22 protein-coding genes and 1 tRNA gene are annotated in these 21,519 nt (G+C 65.1%); 8 read left to right on the plus strand and 15 right to left on the minus strand.

The window, feature by feature from the left end:
- Positions 1-44 precede the first annotated feature (44 nt).
- On the minus strand, positions 45-776 hold the full coding sequence (locus tag B4383_RS13775; RefSeq protein WP_078290953.1) for a VIT1/CCC1 transporter family protein: 732 nt from the start codon (positions 774-776) through the stop codon (positions 45-47).
- Positions 777-835: 59 nt separating this feature from the next.
- On the opposite strand from B4383_RS13775, the gene B4383_RS13780 reads away from it, so the two are divergent.
- Complete coding sequence (locus B4383_RS13780) at positions 836-1,552, plus strand: DUF5642 family protein (RefSeq protein ID WP_078290955.1); 717 nt, start codon at positions 836-838, stop codon at positions 1,550-1,552.
- Here the strand turns inward: B4383_RS13780 and B4383_RS26335 are convergent.
- The gene (locus tag B4383_RS26335) at positions 1,542-1,811 is read right to left on the minus strand and encodes a hypothetical protein (protein ID WP_134148696.1); all 270 of its coding nucleotides are present in this window, start codon (positions 1,809-1,811) and stop codon (positions 1,542-1,544) included. The two genes, B4383_RS13780 and B4383_RS26335, sit on opposite strands and share 11 nt — an antisense overlap.
- A 59-nt stretch (positions 1,812-1,870) precedes the next feature.
- Positions 1,871-2,326 (minus strand): SRPBCC domain-containing protein, encoded by a 456-nt coding sequence (locus B4383_RS13785; RefSeq protein ID WP_078290958.1) that lies wholly within the window; start codon positions 2,324-2,326, stop codon positions 1,871-1,873.
- Between the two features lie 322 nt (positions 2,327-2,648).
- Between B4383_RS13785 and B4383_RS13790 the strand changes: the two genes are divergently transcribed.
- Positions 2,649-2,927: a hypothetical protein gene (locus B4383_RS13790; RefSeq protein ID WP_286150626.1), complete on the plus strand. Its 279-nt coding sequence runs from the start codon at positions 2,649-2,651 to the stop codon at positions 2,925-2,927.
- Positions 2,928-3,031: 104 nt separating this feature from the next.
- Here B4383_RS13790 and B4383_RS13795 read toward each other — a convergent pair whose 3' ends face one another.
- A complete protein-coding gene (locus B4383_RS13795; RefSeq protein ID WP_078290960.1) occupies positions 3,032-3,469 on the minus strand; it encodes an ankyrin repeat domain-containing protein in 438 nt (145 codons plus the stop codon).
- Positions 3,470-4,050: 581 nt separating this feature from the next.
- On the opposite strand from B4383_RS13795, the gene B4383_RS13800 reads away from it, so the two are divergent.
- Positions 4,051-4,365, plus strand: a complete 315-nt coding sequence (locus B4383_RS13800; protein WP_078290963.1) for a DUF732 domain-containing protein — start codon at positions 4,051-4,053, stop codon at positions 4,363-4,365.
- 127 nt (positions 4,366-4,492) lie between these two features.
- Entirely contained in the window at positions 4,493-4,765 is a 273-nt protein-coding gene (locus B4383_RS13805) for a hypothetical protein (RefSeq protein WP_139360767.1), read from the plus strand.
- Between the two features lie 34 nt (positions 4,766-4,799).
- On the opposite strand, the gene B4383_RS13810 is transcribed toward B4383_RS13805, so the two are convergent.
- Positions 4,800-5,414, minus strand: a complete 615-nt coding sequence (locus B4383_RS13810) for a hypothetical protein (RefSeq protein WP_078290968.1) — start codon at positions 5,412-5,414, stop codon at positions 4,800-4,802.
- Between the two features lie 190 nt (positions 5,415-5,604).
- Positions 5,605-5,677: transfer RNA gene (locus tag B4383_RS13815), tRNA-Asn, on the minus strand.
- 228 nt (positions 5,678-5,905) lie between these two features.
- On the opposite strand from B4383_RS13815, the gene B4383_RS13820 reads away from it, so the two are divergent.
- The gene (locus tag B4383_RS13820; protein ID WP_030095233.1) at positions 5,906-6,154 is read left to right on the plus strand and encodes a hypothetical protein; all 249 of its coding nucleotides are present in this window, start codon (positions 5,906-5,908) and stop codon (positions 6,152-6,154) included.
- 5 nt (positions 6,155-6,159) lie between these two features.
- Here the strand turns inward: B4383_RS13820 and dnaG are convergent, their stop codons facing one another.
- Complete coding sequence (gene dnaG / locus B4383_RS13825) at positions 6,160-8,064, minus strand: DNA primase (protein WP_078290970.1); 1,905 nt, start codon at positions 8,062-8,064, stop codon at positions 6,160-6,162.
- Between the two features lie 25 nt (positions 8,065-8,089).
- Positions 8,090-9,379 (minus strand): deoxyguanosinetriphosphate triphosphohydrolase, encoded by a 1,290-nt coding sequence (locus tag B4383_RS13830; protein WP_078290973.1) that lies wholly within the window; start codon positions 9,377-9,379, stop codon positions 8,090-8,092.
- 60 nt (positions 9,380-9,439) lie between these two features.
- Here B4383_RS13830 and B4383_RS13835 point away from each other — a divergent pair, with 60 nt between their 5' ends.
- The 3 genes from B4383_RS13835 to B4383_RS13845 all read left to right on the plus strand — a co-directional run bounded on the left by B4383_RS13835 (position 9,440) and on the right by B4383_RS13845 (position 13,246).
- A complete protein-coding gene (locus B4383_RS13835) occupies positions 9,440-11,482 on the plus strand; it encodes a TPM domain-containing protein (protein WP_078290975.1) in 2,043 nt (680 codons plus the stop codon).
- 70 nt (positions 11,483-11,552) lie between these two features.
- Complete coding sequence (locus B4383_RS13840; RefSeq protein WP_078290978.1) at positions 11,553-12,227, plus strand: GntR family transcriptional regulator; 675 nt, start codon at positions 11,553-11,555, stop codon at positions 12,225-12,227.
- Complete coding sequence (locus B4383_RS13845) at positions 12,224-13,246, plus strand: 1-aminocyclopropane-1-carboxylate deaminase (protein ID WP_078290981.1); 1,023 nt, start codon at positions 12,224-12,226, stop codon at positions 13,244-13,246. Before B4383_RS13840 ends, B4383_RS13845 begins: the two co-directional genes overlap by 4 nt.
- Here B4383_RS13845 and B4383_RS13850 read toward each other — a convergent pair.
- From B4383_RS13850 to B4383_RS13880, 7 genes are all read right to left on the minus strand, one after another.
- The gene (locus tag B4383_RS13850; RefSeq protein WP_078290983.1) at positions 13,243-14,637 is read right to left on the minus strand and encodes an aspartate aminotransferase family protein; all 1,395 of its coding nucleotides are present in this window, start codon (positions 14,635-14,637) and stop codon (positions 13,243-13,245) included. The two genes, B4383_RS13845 and B4383_RS13850, sit on opposite strands and share 4 nt — an antisense overlap.
- A 13-nt stretch (positions 14,638-14,650) precedes the next feature.
- Positions 14,651-16,057 carry a glycine--tRNA ligase gene (locus tag B4383_RS13855; protein WP_078291261.1) on the minus strand — a complete coding sequence of 469 codons (1,407 nt, stop codon included), beginning with the start codon at positions 16,055-16,057 and terminating at the stop codon, positions 14,651-14,653.
- A gap of 94 nt (positions 16,058-16,151) precedes the next feature.
- Positions 16,152-17,048, minus strand: a complete 897-nt coding sequence (locus B4383_RS13860; RefSeq protein ID WP_078290986.1) for a metal-dependent hydrolase — start codon at positions 17,046-17,048, stop codon at positions 16,152-16,154.
- A 3-nt stretch (positions 17,049-17,051) separates the two neighbouring features.
- Positions 17,052-18,251, minus strand: a complete 1,200-nt coding sequence (locus B4383_RS13865) for an MlaD family protein (RefSeq protein WP_078290989.1) — start codon at positions 18,249-18,251, stop codon at positions 17,052-17,054.
- Positions 18,248-19,366: an MCE family protein gene (locus B4383_RS13870; RefSeq protein ID WP_078290991.1), complete on the minus strand. Its 1,119-nt coding sequence runs from the start codon at positions 19,364-19,366 to the stop codon at positions 18,248-18,250. The genes B4383_RS13865 and B4383_RS13870 overlap by 4 nt, the downstream gene beginning before the upstream one ends.
- Positions 19,366-20,478 carry an MCE family protein gene (locus B4383_RS13875; RefSeq protein WP_078290993.1) on the minus strand — a complete coding sequence of 371 codons (1,113 nt, stop codon included), beginning with the start codon at positions 20,476-20,478 and terminating at the stop codon, positions 19,366-19,368. The genes B4383_RS13870 and B4383_RS13875 overlap by 1 nt, the downstream gene beginning before the upstream one ends.
- Entirely contained in the window at positions 20,475-21,515 is a 1,041-nt protein-coding gene (locus B4383_RS13880; RefSeq protein WP_139360780.1) for an MlaD family protein, read from the minus strand. Before B4383_RS13880 ends, B4383_RS13875 begins: the two co-directional genes overlap by 4 nt.
- Positions 21,516-21,519 lie beyond the last annotated feature (4 nt).

Consider the following 21,519-nt stretch of genomic DNA (forward strand, 5'->3'; position numbering starts at 1 on the left):
GTTTGCCCGCTCTCAGGACATTCTCAGCTTCGCCCGGCGCACCGCTAATTCACTGCGACGCCGATCAGATGACCTATCACGTAGGTGGCGCCGATAGCGATGGCACCAAACGTCAACTGTCGCAAGGCACTCAGCCACGGGGCTCGCGCTGTGAAGCGCCCGGCGACCCATCCGGCGATCACCAGACCCACTCCTCCGCAGACCAGACCGGCCAGGAGTGACGCGAATCCCAGCAGGAATGGGATCAGCGGCACCACCGCGCCCACCGAGAACGTCACGAACGACGAGATCGCGGCCACCCACGGCGACGGCGTCTCGTTGGGATTGATGCCGAGCTCGCGGGTGAGGTGAATCGTCACCGCGGTGTTCTCGTCCTGGTGGATCTCGTCGGCGGCCGCGGTCGCCGTCTGCGGCGAGAGCCCGATATCGCCGAGCATGGCGATAAGCTCCTTCTTCTCGGCATCGGGGTGCAGCTGAATGGCGCGACGTTCCACGCTCGCCTCATGCTCGATCTGCGAGTTGGAGGTCGATACCGACGTGAATTCGCCGAGCGCCATCGAGAACGCGCCCGCCACCAGGCTGGCGGCCCCGGTCAACACGATCGCCTGAGTGTCGAGGCCGCTGGCACCCACGCCGGCGACCAGAGCAGTGTTGGTAACCAGGCCGTCCATGGCGCCGAACGTGGCCGCACGCAACCATCCCCCGGACACGTCTGGGTGCGTGTGGTCAAATTCATGCGGTAGTTCGGCAGATTCCGCAGAGCCGTCGAGTGCCACGATGAATGAATCTACTTCCAGGTAGCTGAAAACGCACTGCTCAGAGGGGAATTACCGATATGAAGCGTTCACTGACTGTTTTCGGCACCGCGGTGTTGGCCGGCGGGCTGATGCTTGCGTGTTCGAGCAATGACAAGAAGGACGAGTCCGCGAGCTCTTCAGCCAGCAGCAGCGCCACCACCTCCGCGGTGGCCGCCAGCAGCTTCGACATCGCCAAGATCGACGCCATCAAGGACCAGTTCCCCGCGGGGTACACCGTCGAGGTACAGCCCAAGACCACGGTGACCCAAGAGATGCTCGATCAGATGAAGGGCATCTTCGACAAGGCCACCTTCACCCCGCAGGAATGCGCCGACAAGATGCTGGGCGCGTTCCCACAAGTGACCGGTACGTCCATGCAGGGTGTTACCGGCGCCAAGGGCAATGGCGACCCGATGTCCAAGACGATGATCATCGCCGCGGCCATGCAGACGGTCAGCGCGATCCCCGAGGACACCACCGGTGGAGCGTGCGACAAGTTCAGCCTGTCGATCGCCGGCATGGCCGAGGGCACCGGCGAGAAGATCGACGCGCCGGCCATCGATGGCGTGAAGACGACGGGTACCTCAACGAACATCAAGATCAGCGCGCCCGGCATGGAGAAGGAGATGGTGCAGATCGCCTACTCCGCTCAGCTCGATGACCACCACGCTGTGTCGGTGTCCGGCATGGGTGATGTCGACCGCAACGAGCTCTCTGACGTCTTCGTGAAGGCCGTCAACGCCGTTAAGGGATAGGCCGTACCGGGATGCCCGCCCCGGCAGCAAGGGGCGGGTACCCGGGCGCACCCCAGTACCCGCCGGGCGGGTAGTAGCCGTAGCCATACCAGGCCGAGCTGGGCACACCCTCACATTTGGTGGTGCCTCCGGCCGAGGCGCAGACGGTCGCCTGCGCGGTACCCGCCGCGGGGCTGGGCAAGATCAATGGCGCTGAAGCCAGAGCTCCGACAATGAGTGCCGAGCAGAGAGTTCGCGCCACATTTCGTGGTCGCTTCATATTTCCAGGATAGCTCTGGTCGCCTGCGCTGAACACGGCGTTGACGTGACCCCGGTCGCCTATCGAACCGCGTCGGGAAGACTGCGCGTTGGCCGTTTCATTTCGTCCAAGTCCTCACCCGCGTGCCCGTAGATCCAGAAGATGACCCGGCTGACGAGGTGCAGCAGCACCCGCTGCTCAGGATCCTGTGTGTCCACCCCATAGATGTTCGTGACCGCCGACGTACCGCAGCCACGCTCATACAGCTCGCCGGTCAATCGCCAATGGGTACCGGGTCCATCACTCTTGGGCGCGAACGAATCAACCGAAATGAACTCGCCCGCCGCCAATTCCACGACGTGACATTCCAGCGTCCCCGCGTATCCCGTCCCCACCGCCGGCATCGATCCGATGACGAACTTCGCGCCAAGTTCTGGGCGGAATCCCCGCACGCTCACAGGCCATTGCTCTGGATCGATGATCGCGTCCCACACCTGTGTGCGCGGATGTTCGAACTCCCATATGGCGCGTACCACCCACTCCCCTTCCCCGGACAGCCTCGAAAGCCGCCTGCGTGTGGCCATCGGCTAGCAACCATGGCGAAGTAACCGTACTAGCAGTACCACCATTTCGCTACGCAACGGAGAGGATTCGGCTCAGCTATCTCGATGCCGGGCCACCGATCGTGGTGTTTCCTGATAGCCACCAGCTAAACGTAGCCTTGATGATGGAAAACGTCGATCCGAAAGGCCCCTTGGTAACTAGCTGTCGACCAGCCCACAGTTTTCAGAACGACCGTACACAATTTTCCCGGAGTTCAAGAAAGCGGGATTAGCAAATAGATGAGAGCATGGTGCGGTGGCGGAGGACTCGTCCGTGGCGCAAGCGCGGACACTGCTGATCTCACTCTATGAGCATGTCAATGAAGTAGCGCAGTCGATGGCCGAGGCCGAAGACCTGATCCGACATACCCCACGCCACAGCTCCCCGCACCGGCACCACCGACTCCGTGTGGCTGCCATGCGCAAGGACATCTACGAAGCGCAACGGCTGATTAAGAAACTGCACCAACGGTTTCCGGCGATACGCGATACGGCCTGGCCGACGACACCACGTGACGAGAATGGGAACCCGTGATGGAAGGTAACCAAAAGGCCGCAGCTGGTCCGCGGTCCAGGTTTAGCGGTTGGCGGCAGACTGCCATGTCACCTTGGATACTCGCCGCTTCGCTCTAGGCTGAGCTACCGCTGAGTATCCATCTCCGCCGCCTTAGCCTCGACGATTTGTGCCCATTCCTCGGGAAATCCGGCCACTAGCCTCACAGTTCGCACTGGCGGGCTATCCGACTCGCTAGTGTTCGGATTGGCACCGCGATCGAGCAGAAGTTTGATCATCGAACCGTCAGGGCAGTTCCGGCGTTTTCTGATTGACATCCACAGCGGCGTGTTTCCCCAGACGTTGATGGGGTCAACGTTCGCGCCAGCGTCGAGAAGTTCCTTAGCGATTTCGATGTTTCCGCGTTCAGCGGCAATATGCAGCGGCGTCATGTCTTCTGGCCCAGGAAGGTTGATGTCAACGCCGGCCGCAACCTCAGCACGAAACGCTCCGACGTCGTTGCTCATGATCGCCCGGTGGATTGGCCTGAGTGGATCAATTTTCGGTGGTTCGTCTCTCACCATGGTCTGGTCATCCTTCTCGGTTCAGTCAGTATGGGTTGCGGTCTTGGAAGAGCGTTTGGATTGAATCCCCCAGATCTGCAATGTCGTCCCTTATCCGCGCACGGTAGTCCGACTCCACGACGAAGACCTGTTAACAGTGCCAAGCGGAGTATCAGGACGGGAACCCGGATCGCCACTTCCAGACTCTGACGACAGACCGGTATCTAGTGGCACGTTTGACGGCAGCTTGGCTTCAAGACGGTCCCGGCTTCAGATCTTCTACAAGCTCAGCATTGGCAACGTCTAGAGTTCTAGGGATCAAGCTGGAGGCCGTGGACGAAACACTCTGATCACCAACGCTTCTCAGCGCTTTCGTGTCGCCTGGATCGCTAGGAGTGTTGGTACGGGCGCGAGCAGAAGAAACTCCCGGTGTCCCCTGCCCGATCGCCCGTCTTTGCAGCACCGGGATTGCAGCCGCCTGTCACCCTAACGCCAGCGCGCACGGCCCGAACATTTCTGCGAATTCACTGCGTGAATCCTGTGGCAACCTGTAAAACTTCCGAGTGTCTTTTTCACATTCGACAGACCGGGGGTTTTGATTCATGTTCAAGGCAATCGTCGTGGCACTATTCGCGCTGGTGATGTCAAGCGGCGTGGCACATGCCGACTCTCTTGACGACCAGTATCTGAAGCTGCTGGCATCACACGGCATTGAGGGCGATCCAGCCCAGTTGATCGCATCGGGCCACGACTCCTGCGATGCCCTAGATCAAGGGCGCATCGGTTACGGCGTGAGCCCCTACGGTTTGGCCATGATGAAGATCACCGGACAGCTGATGAGTCAGGGACTTTCATCACAGCAGGTGTCCCAACTGACTCACGATGCGAACACGGTGTACTGCCCGGGCAAGGCGTGAGAGTCACCACGGCTTGTAAGCCCTAGGGGCGGCGTGGCCTGGATTCTTGTGTTGCGCCCCGTCGGCCAGATTGCGGGCCTCAGCCGCAGTCTGGTTGGCGCGAACCCAAAGCCGTAGCCTCGCAATCATGTTCAATCCGCAAGGCAAGCCAACCATCACCTTCCAAGTAACGTGCTCGACCTCAGATACCTGGACAATGGTGCTTGAGCCTCCAGGCACAGGATTTGAGAATCTCTCACCCACCGAGAAGATCACCATCGAGTTTGTCGCATCGACCGAACCTCGCTACAACATTCCCTGCATCGATGTCTACGAGAAGAACTACGTTGCGGTGGAATTGGTCGCAGACTACGACGATGTTCGCATCACCAACTCCAGCGGGGTTGAACTTGAAATATGACACCGATCCCATCTAGCCCGCCTGACGCGGCCGCTCACGCCTTCGATGGGTTGGCTTCTCGTTCACGCTTGGCTGCAACGTCGTCGTAGGCGTACAGCTCTTTGCAGCCCGGTGTCCGGTGCTGATTACGCTGCCCGTCAGCATGCAGATACAGGCGCGGCACGACACGACGTAGCACCTTGTAGAACGTCGAGCGCGGTGGCGCCTCGCCGGCAAGCTTCATCATGCGCAGCACGTCCGCCCCTGTCATGGGCTGATCACGCGCGCGAGCACGCATGTCCTCGCGGAGTTCATCGACGCCGTACGTCGACCGGCACCGCGGGCATCCCACAACGCTCTCGCCCTTCTCTGCATAGAACTTCACCCCACACGTCAGCGGGACACCGTCGTCGCTCTCCCCCATCGGCTTCGAGCACTCCCCAAAGAGCTGCAACTCCGGGCGGTCAATCGCCCTGTGCGCCTTCTTGGTCAGCGCTACGAGTCCGCCGTAGAACTCGGCCGCGTTCTCCTCGGACATGATCGCCAGCAGGTTGTGGACCAGCCAGCGCGCCATGTCAGCGCTCGATGCCGTGTAGTCGGCGGGGATGCGGCGCCACCCGGGAAGAACGCCAGGTCGATGAACTCGGGTTTCACCGAGTCCAGCGGCCATGCGGGTCTGTCGGTAAGCCGCCTCCGTCAAGCGGTCCAGGCACGAATGATGCCCGACCGCTCATCGTTGGAGGCTCCCGCAGCCGAGATCTGCTGACATCCTGCGGCGGCGGCTGACGCTGCTGCTGGGCGGTGAAAGCAAAACTCCGCCCCCAGAAGGAGACGGAGTTCAAGGCGTGGAACCTACTGTGCTCCCCCGCTTGGACTCGAACCAAGAACCGTCCGATTAACAGTCGGAAGCTCTGCCAATTGAGCTACAGGGGACTATCCGGATCGCGTCGGTTTGTACCGCGAACCGAGGCATGACTTTAGCCTACGGGTGGGGGTGAAAGCCAAACCGGTCGCCAGGCCGTATCGCCCGCCTACGAGCGACAAAGACGGAGTGCACAGGGTGTTGTCGCTCATAGTCGGGCACAAGGAAGTGTCCTGGCTCAGCCGTTCACAGGTGCGTCAGGCAGGATAGGGAGAACTTCGTTAGTTGGTGGAGGGTTCGTGATTCGGGTTTTGTTGGTGCTGGCCGCTGGCTACGTGCTGGGTGCGAAGGCTGGCCGTCGTCGCTACGAGCAGATCGTCAACGGGTATCAGGCCGTCACCGGCAGCCCCGCGACCAAGAAGCTGATCGAGATCAGCCGTCGCCGCCTGGCCAACTCACTGTCTCCCGATCCGCACATGGTGGAGCTCACACCGATCGATGAGACGACCATGATCTTGGAGCCCGAGCCTCAGCTCGACAACAAGTAGCGCCGCTACACCGACGGATCGTCCCCGCTGACCTGCTCCACCAGGCTGCGCCGGTACGCCTCCAGCGCCACCAGATCACCGAACAGCGCGTGATACTCGTCGGCGTTGTCCACCGGCGACATCCGCTGCAGCTTGGACTTGACCTCGGCCACCTGCCGTCCGACCCACACCTCTTGCAGCTTGGCCAGCACCGATCCGATGTAGCGCGGCAGCCGCTCATCGTTATCCACCTGGATGGCCTCGGCGGTCAGGGCGTTGATCAGCATCACCTGGTTCTGCGACGACGCGCTCTGACGCACCTTGTCGATCCACTCCGCACCGACAATCCCCGCCGCGGCACCACCCGCCGTCTCGATCGCAGTACGCACCGCCACGTATCCGGGGTGCGTGAAGCTGTCGGGGGTCAGCGAGTCGAACACGGGTCCGGCGAAGGCCGGGAACTGCAGCGCGGCCTTGAGTGCCTCGCGCTGCGGCCACAACGTGGGGTCCTTGGCGTCGGGCATGGCGACCTTGGGTGCCGCGGCAGGTTCAGAACCGCGGGGACGACGGTCAGGCGACACCGCACCGCCCTTCGCAGCCTTACCGGCCTCCTCCCGCACCCGCGCGAGCACCTGGGCCACGTCGTCCCACCCGACCCATCCGGCCAGCTGCCGGGCGTACTCGTCGCGCAGCGTCGGGTCCTTGATCTTGGCGACCATCGGCACACACCGTCGCAACGCGTCCACTCGCCCCTCGGCGATCTCCAGATCCGAATCCGTCAGTGCCGTCCGGATCGCGAAGGCGAACAGCGGAGTGCGGCGCGCGACCAGATCCCGCAGCGCCCCCTCCCCTGACTTGAGCCTCAAATCGCACGGATCCATTCCATCCGGGGCCACCGCGACATACGACTGGCCGGCCAGGTTCTGCTCTCCCTCAAAGGCTTTCAGCGCGGCGGCCTGCCCGGCGGCATCCCCGTCGAACACGTAGATGAGCTCGCCGCGGAAGTAGGAGTCGTCCATCATCAGACGCCGCAGCATCGAGAGGTGCTCGTCACCGAAGGCAGTGCCGCAGGACGCCACCGCCGTGGTCACCCCGGCCAGATGCATCGCCATCACGTCGGTGTAGCCCTCGACTACCACGGCCTGATGCCCCTTGGCGATATCGCGCTTGGCCAGATCCAGACCGAAGAGCACCGAGGACTTCTTGTACAGCATGGTTTCCGGGGTGTTGACGTACTTACCCGGCATGGTGTCGTCCTCGAAGATCTTGCGCGCTCCGAAGCCGATCGTTTCCCCGCTGCTGGCACGGATCGGCCACAGCAGCCGCCGGTGGAATCGGTCCATCGGACCGCGGCGGCCCTCACGGGACAGCCCCGCGGCTTCGAGCTCCTTGAACTCGAAACCCTTGCGCATCAAATGCTTTGTCAGGGTGTCCCACCCGGACGGCGCGTATCCGCAACCGTATTGCTTGGCGGCGGCCCCATCGAAATTGCGCTCCGTCAGGTACTGACGCGCTGGTGCTGCCTCGGGCGAATCCAATGCGGAGGCATAGAACTCCTGCGCGGCCGCGTTGGCAGCGACGAGCCGTGCCCGGGTGCCACGGTCACGCTGCGCGGCCGTGCCGCCACCCTCGTAGTTGATGGTGTAGTTGATGCGGTCGGCCAGCCGCTCGACGGCCTCCACGAACGTGATGTGCTCGATCTTCTGAATGAAGGTGTAGGCGTCGCCGCCCTCACCGCAGCCAAAGCAATGGAATTGGCCATGATTGGGCCGCACATGAAAGGACGGCGACTTCTCGTCATGGAAGGGGCACAACCCCTTGAGGGAGTCGGCACCCGCGCGCTTGAGCTGAACGTAGTCGCCGACGATGTCCTCGATCTGCGTGCGCTCACGGATCGCCGCGATATCGCGATCAGGAATCCGGCCGGCCACTGAGTCAGCTTAGCCAACCGCGCCGTCAGGCCCAGCTGGCTTGCACACCCTGGCTATCGCGGTCCACCCGCTCAAGCCGGCTTTCGGTGTACGAGGCGATCTGATCCACCACCACCCGGGTGCGCGCCGCATCGTCCGCGGCGGCCTCGAACGCGGGCACAAACACCGGATCCAACGTCGCAGGAGCCCCTGCCCCTAGCCATTGCGCCACCCGATGGATGCGTTCACGCTGACGGCCCTGTCCCGCGATATGTCGCGGATCGGACATGATGAATTGCAGCGCAAGCATTTTCAGCACTGCTACCTCGGCGGCGACCACCTCGGGCACGGTCAGCTCGGCCTCGAATCGGACCAACGCCCCATCCCCGGCCACCTCACGGGTGGCACCGATCGCGGCCGAGGCGAACCGGCCCACCAATTCGCTGGTCAGTCGCTTGAGGTTGGCCGACGCACTCAGGGTGCCGTCATACGGGCCGATGGCCGCGACCACCGGCAGTGTGGCCAGGCGCGCGGCGGCCTCCTCCAGCGCGCCCTGCTCCACCCCGCCGAAGGACTTCACTCCCAGCTCCGCGAGCACCTGCGCCTCCCCCGGCGACGCCAGCACCCGCAGATCGATGCGCCCGGAGATCACGCCGTCCTCGACGTCGTGCACCGAGTAGGCGACGTCATCGGACCAGTCCATGATCTGCGCTTCCAGGCAGCGCCGCCGCGGTGGCGCCCCGGCCCGCACCCAATCCAGGGCCGTCGCGTCCTCGACGTAGGCGCCGAACTTCCCGCCGCCCGGCGGACGCAGCCACGGGTACTTCGTCGCCGCATCCAGGGCCGCTCGCGTCAGGTTGAGCCCGGCACTATTACCTTCGGCGTCAACGACTTTAGGCTCCAGCCGGGTGAGGATGCGCAGATTCTGGGCGTTGCCCTCGAACCCGCCGCAGTCGACAGCCACCTCGTCGAGCGCGCGTTCACCGTTGTGTCCGTACGGCGGATGGCCGATGTCATGTGCCAGCCCGGCCAGGTCCACCAAGTCCGGGTCGGCGCCCAGCCCGGTGGCGATACCGCGGCCGATCTGCGCCACCTCCACCGAGTGCGTGAGCCGCGTGCGCGGCGTATCCCCCTCGCGCGGGCCCACCACCTGTGTCTTATCGGCCAGACGCCGGAACGCAGCACTGTGCAGGACGCGGGCCCGGTCACGCGCGAAGTCGGTCCGGTGCTCCGATGATGGAATCTCAACGATCGCCGCCGTCTTCGGCGTCTCGGTGACGACGCGTTCACGGTCGAAATCGGTGTAGGCGTCCTTATGGGCATCCGGAGTACGCATCGTGGGCACCAGTCTGCCAGGACGGGTCCACGCGCCTCGCGAGGCATTAGATTGGCGACCATGCGTCTGCTGCGTGCCCTCGGGAGCCTGCTGGGAGTCATGATCGCGGTACTCACGGTGTTTGCCCCGACCCTGCTGCTGGCACCAGTGGCGAGCGCCGACCCACCCTTCCGGGTACCCGGCTATGTCACCGATCGGGCCGGGGCGCTCAAGAACCCCACCAAGGTGCGCGCCGCCATCGATCAGCTCTACGACAAGCAGCATGTGCGGCTCTGGGTGGTGTACGTCAAGGATTTCGACGGCGCCGATCCCGTGACATGGGCGAACAAAACCCTCAAGACAAGTGGATTGGGCGATCGCGACGCCCTGCTGGCCGTGGCAACGCAAGAGCGCAGCTACGCGTTCCTCGTCGCGTCAGAGATCAAGAACGTCAGCGACTCCGAGATCGATGAGCTGCGCACCAACACGATCGAACCCGCGCTACGCGCATCGAATTGGGATGGCGCGGCCATCAACACCGCCAACGGCCTGGAGTCGGCCGCCGCCTCGTCATCCTCCATTCCCTGGAAGCCCATCCTGGTCGCGCTGGCCTTCGGCGCCGTCGTGGTCGGCGCCTTCATGCTGTATTCCTGGTTCCGCAGTCGCTCCCGTCGCCGCGCGGAGGTCGAGGCCGCCAAGGGCATCGATCCGACCAACGCCGAGGCCCTCGCCGCGCAGTCGGTCGATGCACTCGATGGCTTGTCGAAATCGATCGTGGTGAATGTCGACAACGCGGTCCGCACCAGCGAGGCCGAGCTCACGCTGGCCGTCGAGGAATTCGGCACCGACCAGACCGCACCCTTCCAGCAAGCCGTCGACTCCGCGAAAAAGGCGCTGGCCCAGGCATTCTCCGTGCGTAAACAACTCGACGACGCCGTCCCGGAGACGCCCACGGAGCAGCGCCGTCTGCTGATCGACGTCATCACCGCGGCCGCACGCGCCGACCGCACCCTCGACGATCAGTCCAACGCCTTCGACGCGTTGCGCAACCTGGTGATCAACGCGCCCACGAAGCTGGACACCCTGACCCAGCAAGTGGTCGCAACGACCGCTCGGGTGCCCGAGTCGCAACGGGTTCTCGAACAGCTGCGCACCCAGTTCGATGCCGCGGCGCTGGCCTCGATTGCCGACAACATCACCGAAGCCACCGAACGCACCACGTTCGCAGACTCCCGGATCACCCACGGTCGGGAACTGGCCGCCCGCCCCCTGGAGGGCCAACAGATGAATCTCGTCGACGCCGTGCGCGGCGCCGAATCGGCACTGACCCAGGCCGCCGCGCTCTTGGACGCGGTGGACAACGCCGCCAACAACATCCGGCGCGCCACCGACGCACTGCCCGCGGCGATCGCGGACACGAAGTCCGGTATCGCCCAGGCCGAAGAACTCCAACGGCAGGGTTCGGTGCCGCGTGCCGAAGAGCTGACCAAGGCCCACGACACCGCCGTCGCCGCCGTGGCCGATGCCGAGCGCGTGGGGGCCACCGATCCGCTGACCGCCTTCACACACCTCGCCACCGCCGATGCCGAGCTGGACAAGCTCCTGGCTGCCGTGCGGGAGGAGAAGGACGCCGCCCAACGCCGCGCCCGGGCGCTCGATCAAGCGATCGGCACCGCGCGTCAGAAGGTGAACGCGGTCAGCCAGTACATCGGCCTGCACCGCGGAGCCGTCGGTGCCGCCGCGCGGGGATACCTCGCGGAGGCCGAGCGCAGCATCGCCACTGCCGAGTCCGCCCGCCAGTCGGATCCCTCGAACGCCATTCTGTGGGCCAACCGGGCGGCCGAACTGGCGACGCGCGCCGAGGGCGGCGCGATCCAAGAGGTGCGCGCGGCCCAGTCCTACTACAGCAACGGCTATGGCAACTACGGCGGTTCCGCCGGATACTCCGTCGCGGGCGATGTGGCCGGCAACGTCGCGGGCGCCGTGATCGGCGGCATCCTGCGCGGCATGCTCAGCGGCGGATCAAGCCACCACAGCTCCTGGTCCGGGTCCGGGTCGTCGTCTTACGGCGGGTCGTCCCGATCCTCGGGGTCGAGCTTCCGGGGCGGCGGCGGCCGCTTCTAGCGAGCCGTCTCTTTCCGAAAATTTCCCGCAGCACTTGACGGCACGCCGCTATCGATGTGCAATATATTGCATGCCAGTACCCCCGTCCGAGGGTGTCGTCGCGCGGTCCCTGCTCCGCGACGACGCCTACAAAGCCCTGCGTAAGGCCATCGTGGACGGCACCCTGGCCCCCGGTGAGCGGCTACGGGACGACGAACTGAGTCGCTGGCTGGGCGTGAGCCGAACCCCGATCCGCGAGGCCCTCGCCCGTTTGGAGCAGGCCGGTCTGGTGCAGACCCAACCGGGCCGGCACACCATCGTCAGCCCCGTCGACGTCCGAGAGGCACGCGCGGCGCAGTCCGTCGCCGCGGCGATGCACGAGCTCGCCGTACGGGAAGCGATCACCAACATCTCCGCCGGTGACCTCGCCGCGATGCGGCACGCCAACGCGCGTTTCGCCGCCGCGCTCGACGCGCACGATCCCGATGCCGCGCTCGCCGCGGACGACGAGTTTCACGCCATCGCCGTCGAGGCCAGCGCCAACCCGTACATCGCGGCGGTGCTCGAGCAGGTCACCCCCGTGTTGCGCCGCCTCGAGCGCATCCGGTTCGCCAGTCGCGATGGGCGCCACTCCGTGGCGCTGCACGAGCAGATCATCGCCCGGTGCGAGGCCGGTGACGGCGAGGGCGCCGGTCATGCCGCGCGCGCCAATTGGCACACCCTCATCCCGACGCCGGAAACTGCCGAAGCCAGGAGAACGTCTTGACGATCCACGATTTCCCCCGCTACCCACTGACCTTTGGGCCCAGCCCCGTCCACCCGCTGCAGCGCCTGAGCCGACACCTCGGCGGAGCCCAGATCTGGGCCAAACGCGAGGACTGCAATTCCGGACTTGCGTTCGGCGGCAACAAGACACGCAAGCTCGAATACATCGTCCCGGACATCTTGGCCAGCGGCGCCGACACCCTGGTGTCGATCGGCGGCTACCAGTCCAATCACACCCGCCAGGTGGCCGCCGTGGCGGCGGTGCTCGGTATGCGATGCCACCTGGTGCAGGAGCGCTGGGTGGACTGGGACGATCCGGTCAACGACAAGGCAGGCAACATCCTGCTCTCACGAATCATGGGAGCCCGGACTCAGCTGGACCCTGCGGGCTTCGATATCGGCATCCGCGGGTCGTGGGAGGACGCACTGTCCGCGGTCGAAAAGGGCGGCGGCAAGCCCTATCCCATCCCGGCAGGTGCATCCGAACACAAGTACGGCGGACTGGGTTTCGCCAACTGGGCCTATGAAGTGGCCGCGCAGGAACGACAGCTCGGCGTCTTCTTCGACACCATCGTCGTGTGCACCGTGACCGGTTCAACGCATGCCGGGATGATCGCGGGATTCGCCGCGCTCGCCGATGCCGGCGGCCCACCGCGGCGGGTACTGGGTATCGACGCGTCGGCCACGACGCCGAAGACCGTCGACCAAGTCACCCGCATCGCCCGACACACCGCAGGCCTGATCGGCCTCGAACGCGACCTGAGCACCGATGAGATCACCGTGCTCGAGGGTTGGGCAGGCGAAAAATACGGCGTGCCTGTCGATTCCACCATCGAAGCGATCGAGCTGTGCGGGCGCCTGGAGGCGATGATCACCGACCCGGTGTACGAGGGTAAATCGATGGCAGGCCTTATCGACCTGATCACCGACGGGACCATCGAACCGGGCTCCACCGTCCTGTACGCCCACCTGGGCGGCCAGCCGGCCTTGAACGCCTACAGCGGCGTCTTCACCGGCTAGTCGGCATACCCGTCGGCGACGTTCAGTGCTTCGTCGATGATCGACAGCCCGCGCCGCAGATCCTCTTCGCTGATGATCAGCGGAGGAGCCACGTGCGTGCGGTTGAAGTGCGTGAACGGCCACAGGCCATCCTTCTTGCACGCCGCCGCGAAGGCGTTCATCGGCGCGGCCGCCTCACCGCTGGCATTGAACGGCACCAGCGGCTCACGAGTTTCCTTGTTGCGCACCAGTTCCACGGCCCAGAACAGGCCACGGCCCCGGATCTCGCCAACGCTCGGATGGGTTTGCACCCAGCGCTCCAGCTCGGGACGCACCACGCGCTCGCCGAGGTCGCGCACCCGCTCGAGGATCTTCTCGTCCTCGAACACCTTGATGGTCTCGACGCCGACCGCACAGGCCAGCGGGTGACCGGAGTACGTCAGCCCACCCGGGTACGGACGATGATCGAAGCTGGTGGCGATGGCATCGGAGATCACCACACCGCCCAGCGGGACGTAACCGGAGTTGATGCCCTTGGCGAAGGTGATGAGGTCCGGGGCGACGTCAAAGGCGTTGATGGCGAACCATTCCCCGAATCGCCCGAAGCCGACCATCACCTCGTCGGCGATGAACACCAGCCCATACCGGTCGCAGATCTCGCGAACGCCGGCCAGGTAGCCCGGCGGCGGCACCAGCACGCCGTTGGTACCGACCACCGATTCCAGGATGATCGCGGCGATGGTGGGCGGACCCTCCAGGTTGATCACCTGCTCCAGATGCTCCAGCGCCCTTTGGGTTTCCTCCTCGGGCGAGGTGGCGTGGAAGACCGAACGGTAGGCGTACGGACCGAAGAAGCGCACCACCGAGTTGTCACCCGGGTCATTGGCCCAGCGACGCGGCTCACCCGTCAGCGACATCGAGGTGGTGGTACCGCCGTGGTAACTGCGGTATGCGGCAAGCACCTTGCGGCGACCGGTGTGGTGGCGCGCCATGCGCACCGCGTGCTCCACGGCCTCGGTGCCGCCGTTGGTGAAGAACACCTTGTTCAGCGTTCCGGGCGCACGCTCGGCGACCAGCCGCGCGAGCTCACCGCGCACATCGTTGGCGAACGCGGGCGCGATGGTGGCCAGCCGGCCGGCCTGACACTGAATGGATTCGATCAGACGCGGATGCTGATGTCCCAGATTGAGGTTCACCAGCTGCGAGGCGAAGTCCAGGTACTCCTTGCCGGTGTAATCCCAGAACGTGGCACCCGAACCTCCGGCGACCGGCAACGGGTCGATGGCCGCCTGGGCGGACCACGAGTGGAAAACATGTCCACGGTCGTCGGCGCGGACCTGCGCCTCGGCCGCCGGCGCCTCGATGGGCGCGCTGGCGGGATCGATTCCGATGTGATTCTGAACGTCAGTCATTTCTGCTCCTCGGCTAGCAGCCCTTGAGAGATTTGGCGAGATGATCGGCCACGCCGCCGATCGGAATACGCTGCTGGGTCATCTCATCGCGGTCGCGAATGGTGACGGAGTCGTCTTCGAGCGAGTCGAAATCGACTGTGACGCAGAACGGGGTGCCGATCTCGTCCTGTCGACGATACCTGCGACCGATGGCACCGGCGTCATCGAAGTCGACATTCCAGCTCTGGCGCAGCTCGGCGGCCAGCGCCTTGGCGCGCGGGCTCAGGTCGGCATTGCGCGAGAGCGGCAGCACCGCGACCTTGACCGGAGCCAGACGCGGATCCAGGCGCAGCACAGTGCGCGTGTCCACACCGCCCTTGGCGTTGGGGGCCTCGTCCTCCTGGTAGGCGTCGACGAGGAAGGCCATGAACGAGCGGGTGAGACCGGCCGCGGGCTCGATCACGTACGGCGTGTAGCGCCGGTCTTCGGCCTGGTCGTAGTACGACAGGTCTTCACCGGAATGCTTGGCGTGCGTGGACAAGTCGAAGTCGGTGCGGTTGGCGACACCCTCCAGCTCGCCCCACGGATTGCCGCTGAAACCGAACTTGTACTCGATATCGACGGTGCCGTCCGAGTAGTGCGACAGCTTTTCCTTGGGGTGGTCGTAGAGCCGCAGGTTCTCCGGGTCGATACCCAGATCGATGTACCACTGCAGGCGGGCGTCGATCCAATACTTGTGCCACTCCGGCGCCGTCGACGGCTCGACGAAGAACTCCATCTCCATCTGCTCGAACTCGCGCGTGCGGAAGATGAAGTTGCCGGGGGTGATCTCGTTGCGGAAGCTCTTGCCGATCTGGCCGATGCCGAACGGAGGCTTCTGGCGCGAGGTGGTGACGACGTTCTTGAAGTTCACGAAGATGCCCTGCGCCGTCTCGGGACGCAGGTAGTGCAGGCCCTCTTCGGTTTCGATGGGACCGAGGTAGGTCTTGAGCATCATGTTGAAGTCGCGCGGCTCGGTCCATTGGCCCCTGTTGCCGCAGTCCGGGCACACGATCTCGGTCATCGCGACCGACTCGGGGTTGTCGATGCCCTTCTTCTCCGCGTACGCCTCCTGCAGGTGGTCCTGACGGTGGCGCTTGTGACAGTTCAGGCATTCGACCAGCGGGTCGTTGAACACCTCGACGTGACCGGAGGCGACCCAGACCTGACGGGGCAGAATCACCGAGGAGTCCAGGCCCACGACGTCGTCGCGGCTGGTGACGACGGAGCGCCACCACTGCTTCTTGATGTTCTCCTTGAGCTCCACACCGAGCGGCCCGTAATCCCACGCCGACTTGGTGCCGCCGTAGATCTCGCCGCACGGGTACACCAGTCCCCGGCGCTTGGCGAGGTTGACGACAGCCTCGATCTTCTTACCGGCGGCGTTCGGCTTGGCGGCCACGATCTGCTCAGGCTCCTCTTGCAAGACTGCAGTAATTGACCTGAACAGCCTAAGGGCCGCGCAAAGCGCCTTTTACCTCGGTGGCTGCTAGCAGCTACTTCAGATGGTCCAGCAGGATGCCTTCGGGACCGAAGTACTCGTCGCGCCACTTCTCCAGCAAGGGGCCGTGGTCGATGTCATCGGGATGAAAGCCGGAGCGCAGGTAGCACCGGATCTTGGCCCCGAGCCCGGCGAACAGCGGTGTGCGCGGCAGCGTAACGATGCTGCGCAGGGTCGCCGCGGGATGGCGCCATGCCCACGGGTCGGTGAGGATCGAGGCCAGCAGGATCAGCGTCCGGCTCAGGAAAAGAGCCAGCGTGAGGGCCATCGCCGCGATCCTCATGCGCTCGGTGCCCCCTACGTGGCGGTACACATCGAAGGCGACGGACTTGTGTTCCATCTCCTCGATGGCATGCCAGTTGAGCATCGCGCGCACCTCCGGATCGGTCAGCTGTTGCTGTATCCACGGGACGCTGAGCACCTGCTCCCCGAGGATGGCCGTGAGATGTTCGACCGCGGCCGTCACCGCGAGTGCGGACCTGGCCACCCGATCCGGTAGCCGGTCTCTGTTCTGCTTCATCCGCTTGACCAGCCGCGTGCCCACCCGGTCCATGAGCCCGGTGGCCCAGTAGCCGCGCTGAACCAGCTGTGTGTTGAGCTCGCGGTGCTGGATGCCGTGCGTCATCTCCTGCCCGATGAACCCGGCGACCTGCTTCCTGAGCACGGGATCAACGATCTGACCGTCGTAGCGCCGCACCGACTGGATGAAGAACTCCTCCCCCGAGGGGAAGAAGCCGGACAGCAGGGCGACCAGGTGACTCATCGCGATATCGCCGGCCACGAAATGCCGCCGCGCCGGTGAGGCCCCGTCAAAGGTGAACGCGATCCGGCGGGTGTTCACCGCCCGCGTAGCCGCGGACTGTGGACGGTCGTGCGCACTGTTGGCCGGCATCGGTTACCTCGGTGGCTCGATGGGCAGCGCGGGGCCGCCGTAGGGCGTCGGGATGGTGTACCGCCCCGGCGGCGTCGGGTCGGAGGTGGCGCCCAGATCCGCACCCGCGGGCGGGCCCGCCGTGTCGTCGCCCGCCGGGCGCGGAGCGTTCCTGGCGCCGCGTATCAAGACCGCGGGATCGTCGTCGTGGCAATAGGTGTGCAGGAACGGCTCCGGGTAGTCGGCCGAGGAAGGCGGATGCCGCGGGACTCCGTAATCGCAGGCGTAGCGCGGATACAGATCGGCGGTCACCCATAGCCCGTGCTCGTGCATGGTGGTGCTGAACGCCTCCAGCGCCGAACCGCGGTAGTCGGGGAACAGCGCGTTGAGCGCCGGTACCCGCACATACGACAACCGGGCGTTGGCGGCCAGGTTGGCCAGCAGCTGCACCATGGTGTCCGAGTTGTCGGTGAACAGATTGTCCGTGGCCCCCAACACGCGTGGCGATTGATCGATGAGTTTCCGGTAGCCGCCGTCCATCCTGTTGATGCCCGCCAGGGTGCCGCGCAGATTGCGCGCGGTGGCCGCGATACCGCCGTTGACGTCGATCGCCGCCGACAGCACCGTCCGGCTGTCTCTTATGGCGCTGACCGTCTCGGGCAACACCGAGTCGAGGGTGGCGAGCAGGAACACCCCGCCGTCAACGATCGCCGTAAGCTTCTGTGGCCCTTCGGCACTCAGGCTCAGTTCCCTCTTGATGCGTTCGATCTTGGACGGATCCACCTGGGCGAGCACACCATCGGCGTGAACCAGCAGCTGTGCCGGAGTGACCGGGATGGCGGTACGGTCCCGGGTGATCACGGCCCCGGCGGACAGGAACGGACCCGCGTCCGATCCCGCCGAGAAGTCCAGGTACTGCTCACCGGCCGGGGACAGCCCGGACACCCGCACCGAGGCGGAGGCGGGAACGCGCACACCGCCGTCCACCCTGACCGTCGCGTTCACACCCTGGCCGGTGAAGGTCAGCGAATCGACCGCACCGATGCGCACCCCATGCAGCGTCACGTCTTGATTGGGCAGCAGGCCACCGGATTCGGCGAGCTCGATGGTCACCGGGTAGCTCGACGCCAGCGGCCGCACGTGCAGCACCCCGACAAGCAAATAGGTCACCGAGACCGTCAACATGAGCAGCAGTGACAGGCCGCTGACCCAGGCGCGGGTCATCGGGGGGCCTCCTGCGCGGCGGGTCCCTGACCTACCACGCGCTCCTGCAGTCGCCATAGCGTGTATTTGAAGGTCCCGACGAGCTTGGCCCAGTCGTACCGCTTGGGTCCGTGAAAACCCTGGTCTCCCCCGAATCCGGCATCCGGTATCGCCCCCAACACGAGGCGATCGATACCGGCGCTGCCGGAAATGGCCGAGCCCGCAGTGATTTTGATGAACGGTGCGTACAACCGGTTCAGCGCGAGCAGGCTCGTCTCGGGATCCAGCACCACGTCATTCCAGGACCGGGAGATGGCGTTCGCGTCGGCGACGACGCTGCGCCCGCTGGCGTCGGTACCCGCGATGGACGGGAACTTGCCCAGCTCGCTGGCGGTATCGCCCAGCAACAGCAACAGATTCGAGATCTGGTCGGCATTGTCGCGCAAAGTCGCGGTCGCTGGGCCGGCCGCGTGCAGCACCTCGGCGAGTTTGTCGCTCTTGCCGTCGAGCGCCTCGGCCAGCTGAGCCGTCTCGGTCATCGCGGCGTCCAGCTGTCCCGAGCGCGCGTTGAGCTTGCCCAGCAGCTCATTCGACTTCCCGATCATGCGCCCGAAGGCCTGACCGTCCGGCCCGGCGGCCCTGCCGGTGCCGTTGATGACGTTGGTGAGGTTATGCACCGCACCGCCGTTCACGAGGATGGCCGCCGAGCTGAGCACCGATTCCACGGTGGCGGCCGCCCCGGTCCGGTCGATCGGGATGGTGTCTCCGTCGGCCAGCATGCCGCCGGCGGATTGCTCCGGGGGCGCAATGGCCACGAACACATCGCCCAGCGGTGTGGCCGTGCGCAACTGCGCCGTGCTGCCCACGGGAAGCGTGACGTCATGCCGGATGCGCAGGGTGGTCACCGCGCTGAAATCACGGGCCGCCATGGATTCCACCTCGCCGATATCGGCACCGGCGAGTTTCACCTTGGCGCGCTCGGGCAGATTCAGCGCATTCGCGAAGATGGCTGTCAGCCGGTATCCCCCGGCGCCCAATCCGGGCGCCGGCAGCGGCAGGTCGGCCAGGCCGCTGGTGGAACATCCTGCGCACAGAAACACCACCGTCAGGGCTACCGCCGACAGCCTGCGCCTCATCACTTCTGCCCCATCGCCGCGAGACCGTCGAGCATGTATGTCAATCCGAAGTCGGGACCGTAGTCCTGCAATGTCCCTGTGCTGCAGCCAAGCTGGCGCAGACCCAGCAGATTGCAGATCTCCTTGGCCATCTGACCGTCGAAGACCATGCGGTCGGCCAGGAAGTGCGCGCGGATCGCGCCGTTGCGCTGGTCGATGGCGTTGTACAAGTTGTCGGCCATCAGGGGCAGCACGTCGAAGAACTCAGCCAGTTCGCGCTGGCGGTCGTACACCGTCTGGATGCTCTTGTTGCCGTTGGCAATACCTCGGCCAATGGCGTCCCGGTTGGACTGCAGGATGTTCCCGGTCTGCTCGATCACCTCATTGAACTGCCGGCCAGTGCTCCCCGAACCGAAGCTCTCGCGGGCGAGGATGTCGCTGAGCTGACGCACCGTGGAACCGAACTGCCGCAGGCTCGTATCGTTGCGGGCTGCCGCATCCAGCAATCCGCTGACATTCTTGACGATGGCGGTCATCTGCTCACGGGTGCGCGCCCCACCATCGGCACCGAGACGCAATGCCCGGGACAGCTCGTCCAACGCCGTCTTGATGCGATCGCCGTTCCCCGCCGCGACGCCGTCACCGGCATTGAGCACCGCGGCGATGGGACCGCCGCCGGCGCCATCGCCATGCAGGGAACCGGATAGCTTGTCGAGCATGCCAAGCACCCGGTCGAATTCGACGGGAGTCTTGGTCCGGTTCAGGCCGATGGTGTCGCGATCATGCAGCACCGGCCCGCCGCGGTATGGCGGCGACAGCTCGATCTGGCGGTCGGTCAGAATCGACGTCGAAAGGGTGACCGCCTGGACATCGGCCGGGATCTTGACCTGCCTGTCGACGGTGAACTCCACCTCCGCATATCCGCCCCTCGCGGTGATCTTAGAGACCTGTCCCACCGGCATACCGAGCACGGCGACCACATTTCCGGGATAAAGACCAGCGGCACTGTCGAATTGAGCCGTCACGGTGATGGTCCTACCGCCTCCTGCGACGGACCAGGCCGCGCCCACCGTGGTCGCGGTGACGACTATCAGCCCCAGCCCGACCAGGAGCAGATGGCGAATCTTGGTCATTGGCAGTCCTTCAAGTACTCGATCATCCCGAATTGCTTGGCGCGCCCACTGATCGCGCACATCCACGAGTCAATGAGGGCGCCCCCGGGCGGGTTGCCCTCGACCGCGTTGCCAAATCCGGTGGCGTTGGCGATCTCCCGGACAGTCACGGGCGCGATTTGGAGCAGATTGCGCAACAAGGCGTCCTGCTCAGCGAGCTTGCCGCTGAGCTCGTCCATGGTGTGGATGACGCCGTCGAGTACCCGGTGGTCATCGACCACGATGCTGCGCAGCGAGTCCACGATGCTCTGCAGTGAGCGCATCATCGCGTGGAAGGCCGCCGAGCGTGCCACGAACTCCCCCACCAGCTCGTGTCCCTGGCGGATGAACGTCCCGATATCGGACTGCTGGCGGCGCAGCATGCCGGTGACCTTCTCGGTACTGGCCAGCAGCGTGCCCAGCTGATCACGCCGCTGCGCGATGACCGAAGACAACGCACGTACGTTCTCCATGGCCTGTGGCACCACATTCGGCAGTCCGTCGAGTTGCGTGCCCAGGACGTTCAGCGAGGAGGCGATGCGGTCGGCATCCACTTGTTCGAAGGTGCGGGTGGAGTCGGCCAGGGCCGCCTGCAGGTCATACGGAACCTCGGTGTGCTGCAAGCTGATCTGCCGCCCCGCCGGTGTACCGGTGCCCGCGGGGTGCAGGTCGAGATACCGGGAACCGAACAGCGTGGTGATCTTGATCGCCGCTCGCGTATCGCTGCCCACCGGGATGTGGTCACGGACCCGGAAGGTGGCCTCGACGCGGTCTCCAGCCAGCCTGACACCGGTTACCGACCCGACCTGTACCCCCGCGACGGTGACGATGTTTCCCGGCCGCAGCGCGGCGGCCTGCAGGAACTCGGCGGTGAACTGCCGGTATCCGATCCCCAGCTCCTTCACCAGCAGCAGTGCGGCGATGAGCACCGCGATAACCGCCACAGCGATGACACCGAGCCAGGTCTTGTTGTAGGAGTCCAGCGGCCTGCGAAGAGAGGAAAGCCCGTGCGGCCTCATCGTG

The sequence above is a fragment of the Mycobacterium sp. D16R24 genome (assembly GCF_002013385.1).
Taxonomy (GTDB): domain Bacteria; phylum Actinomycetota; class Actinomycetes; order Mycobacteriales; family Mycobacteriaceae; genus Mycobacterium.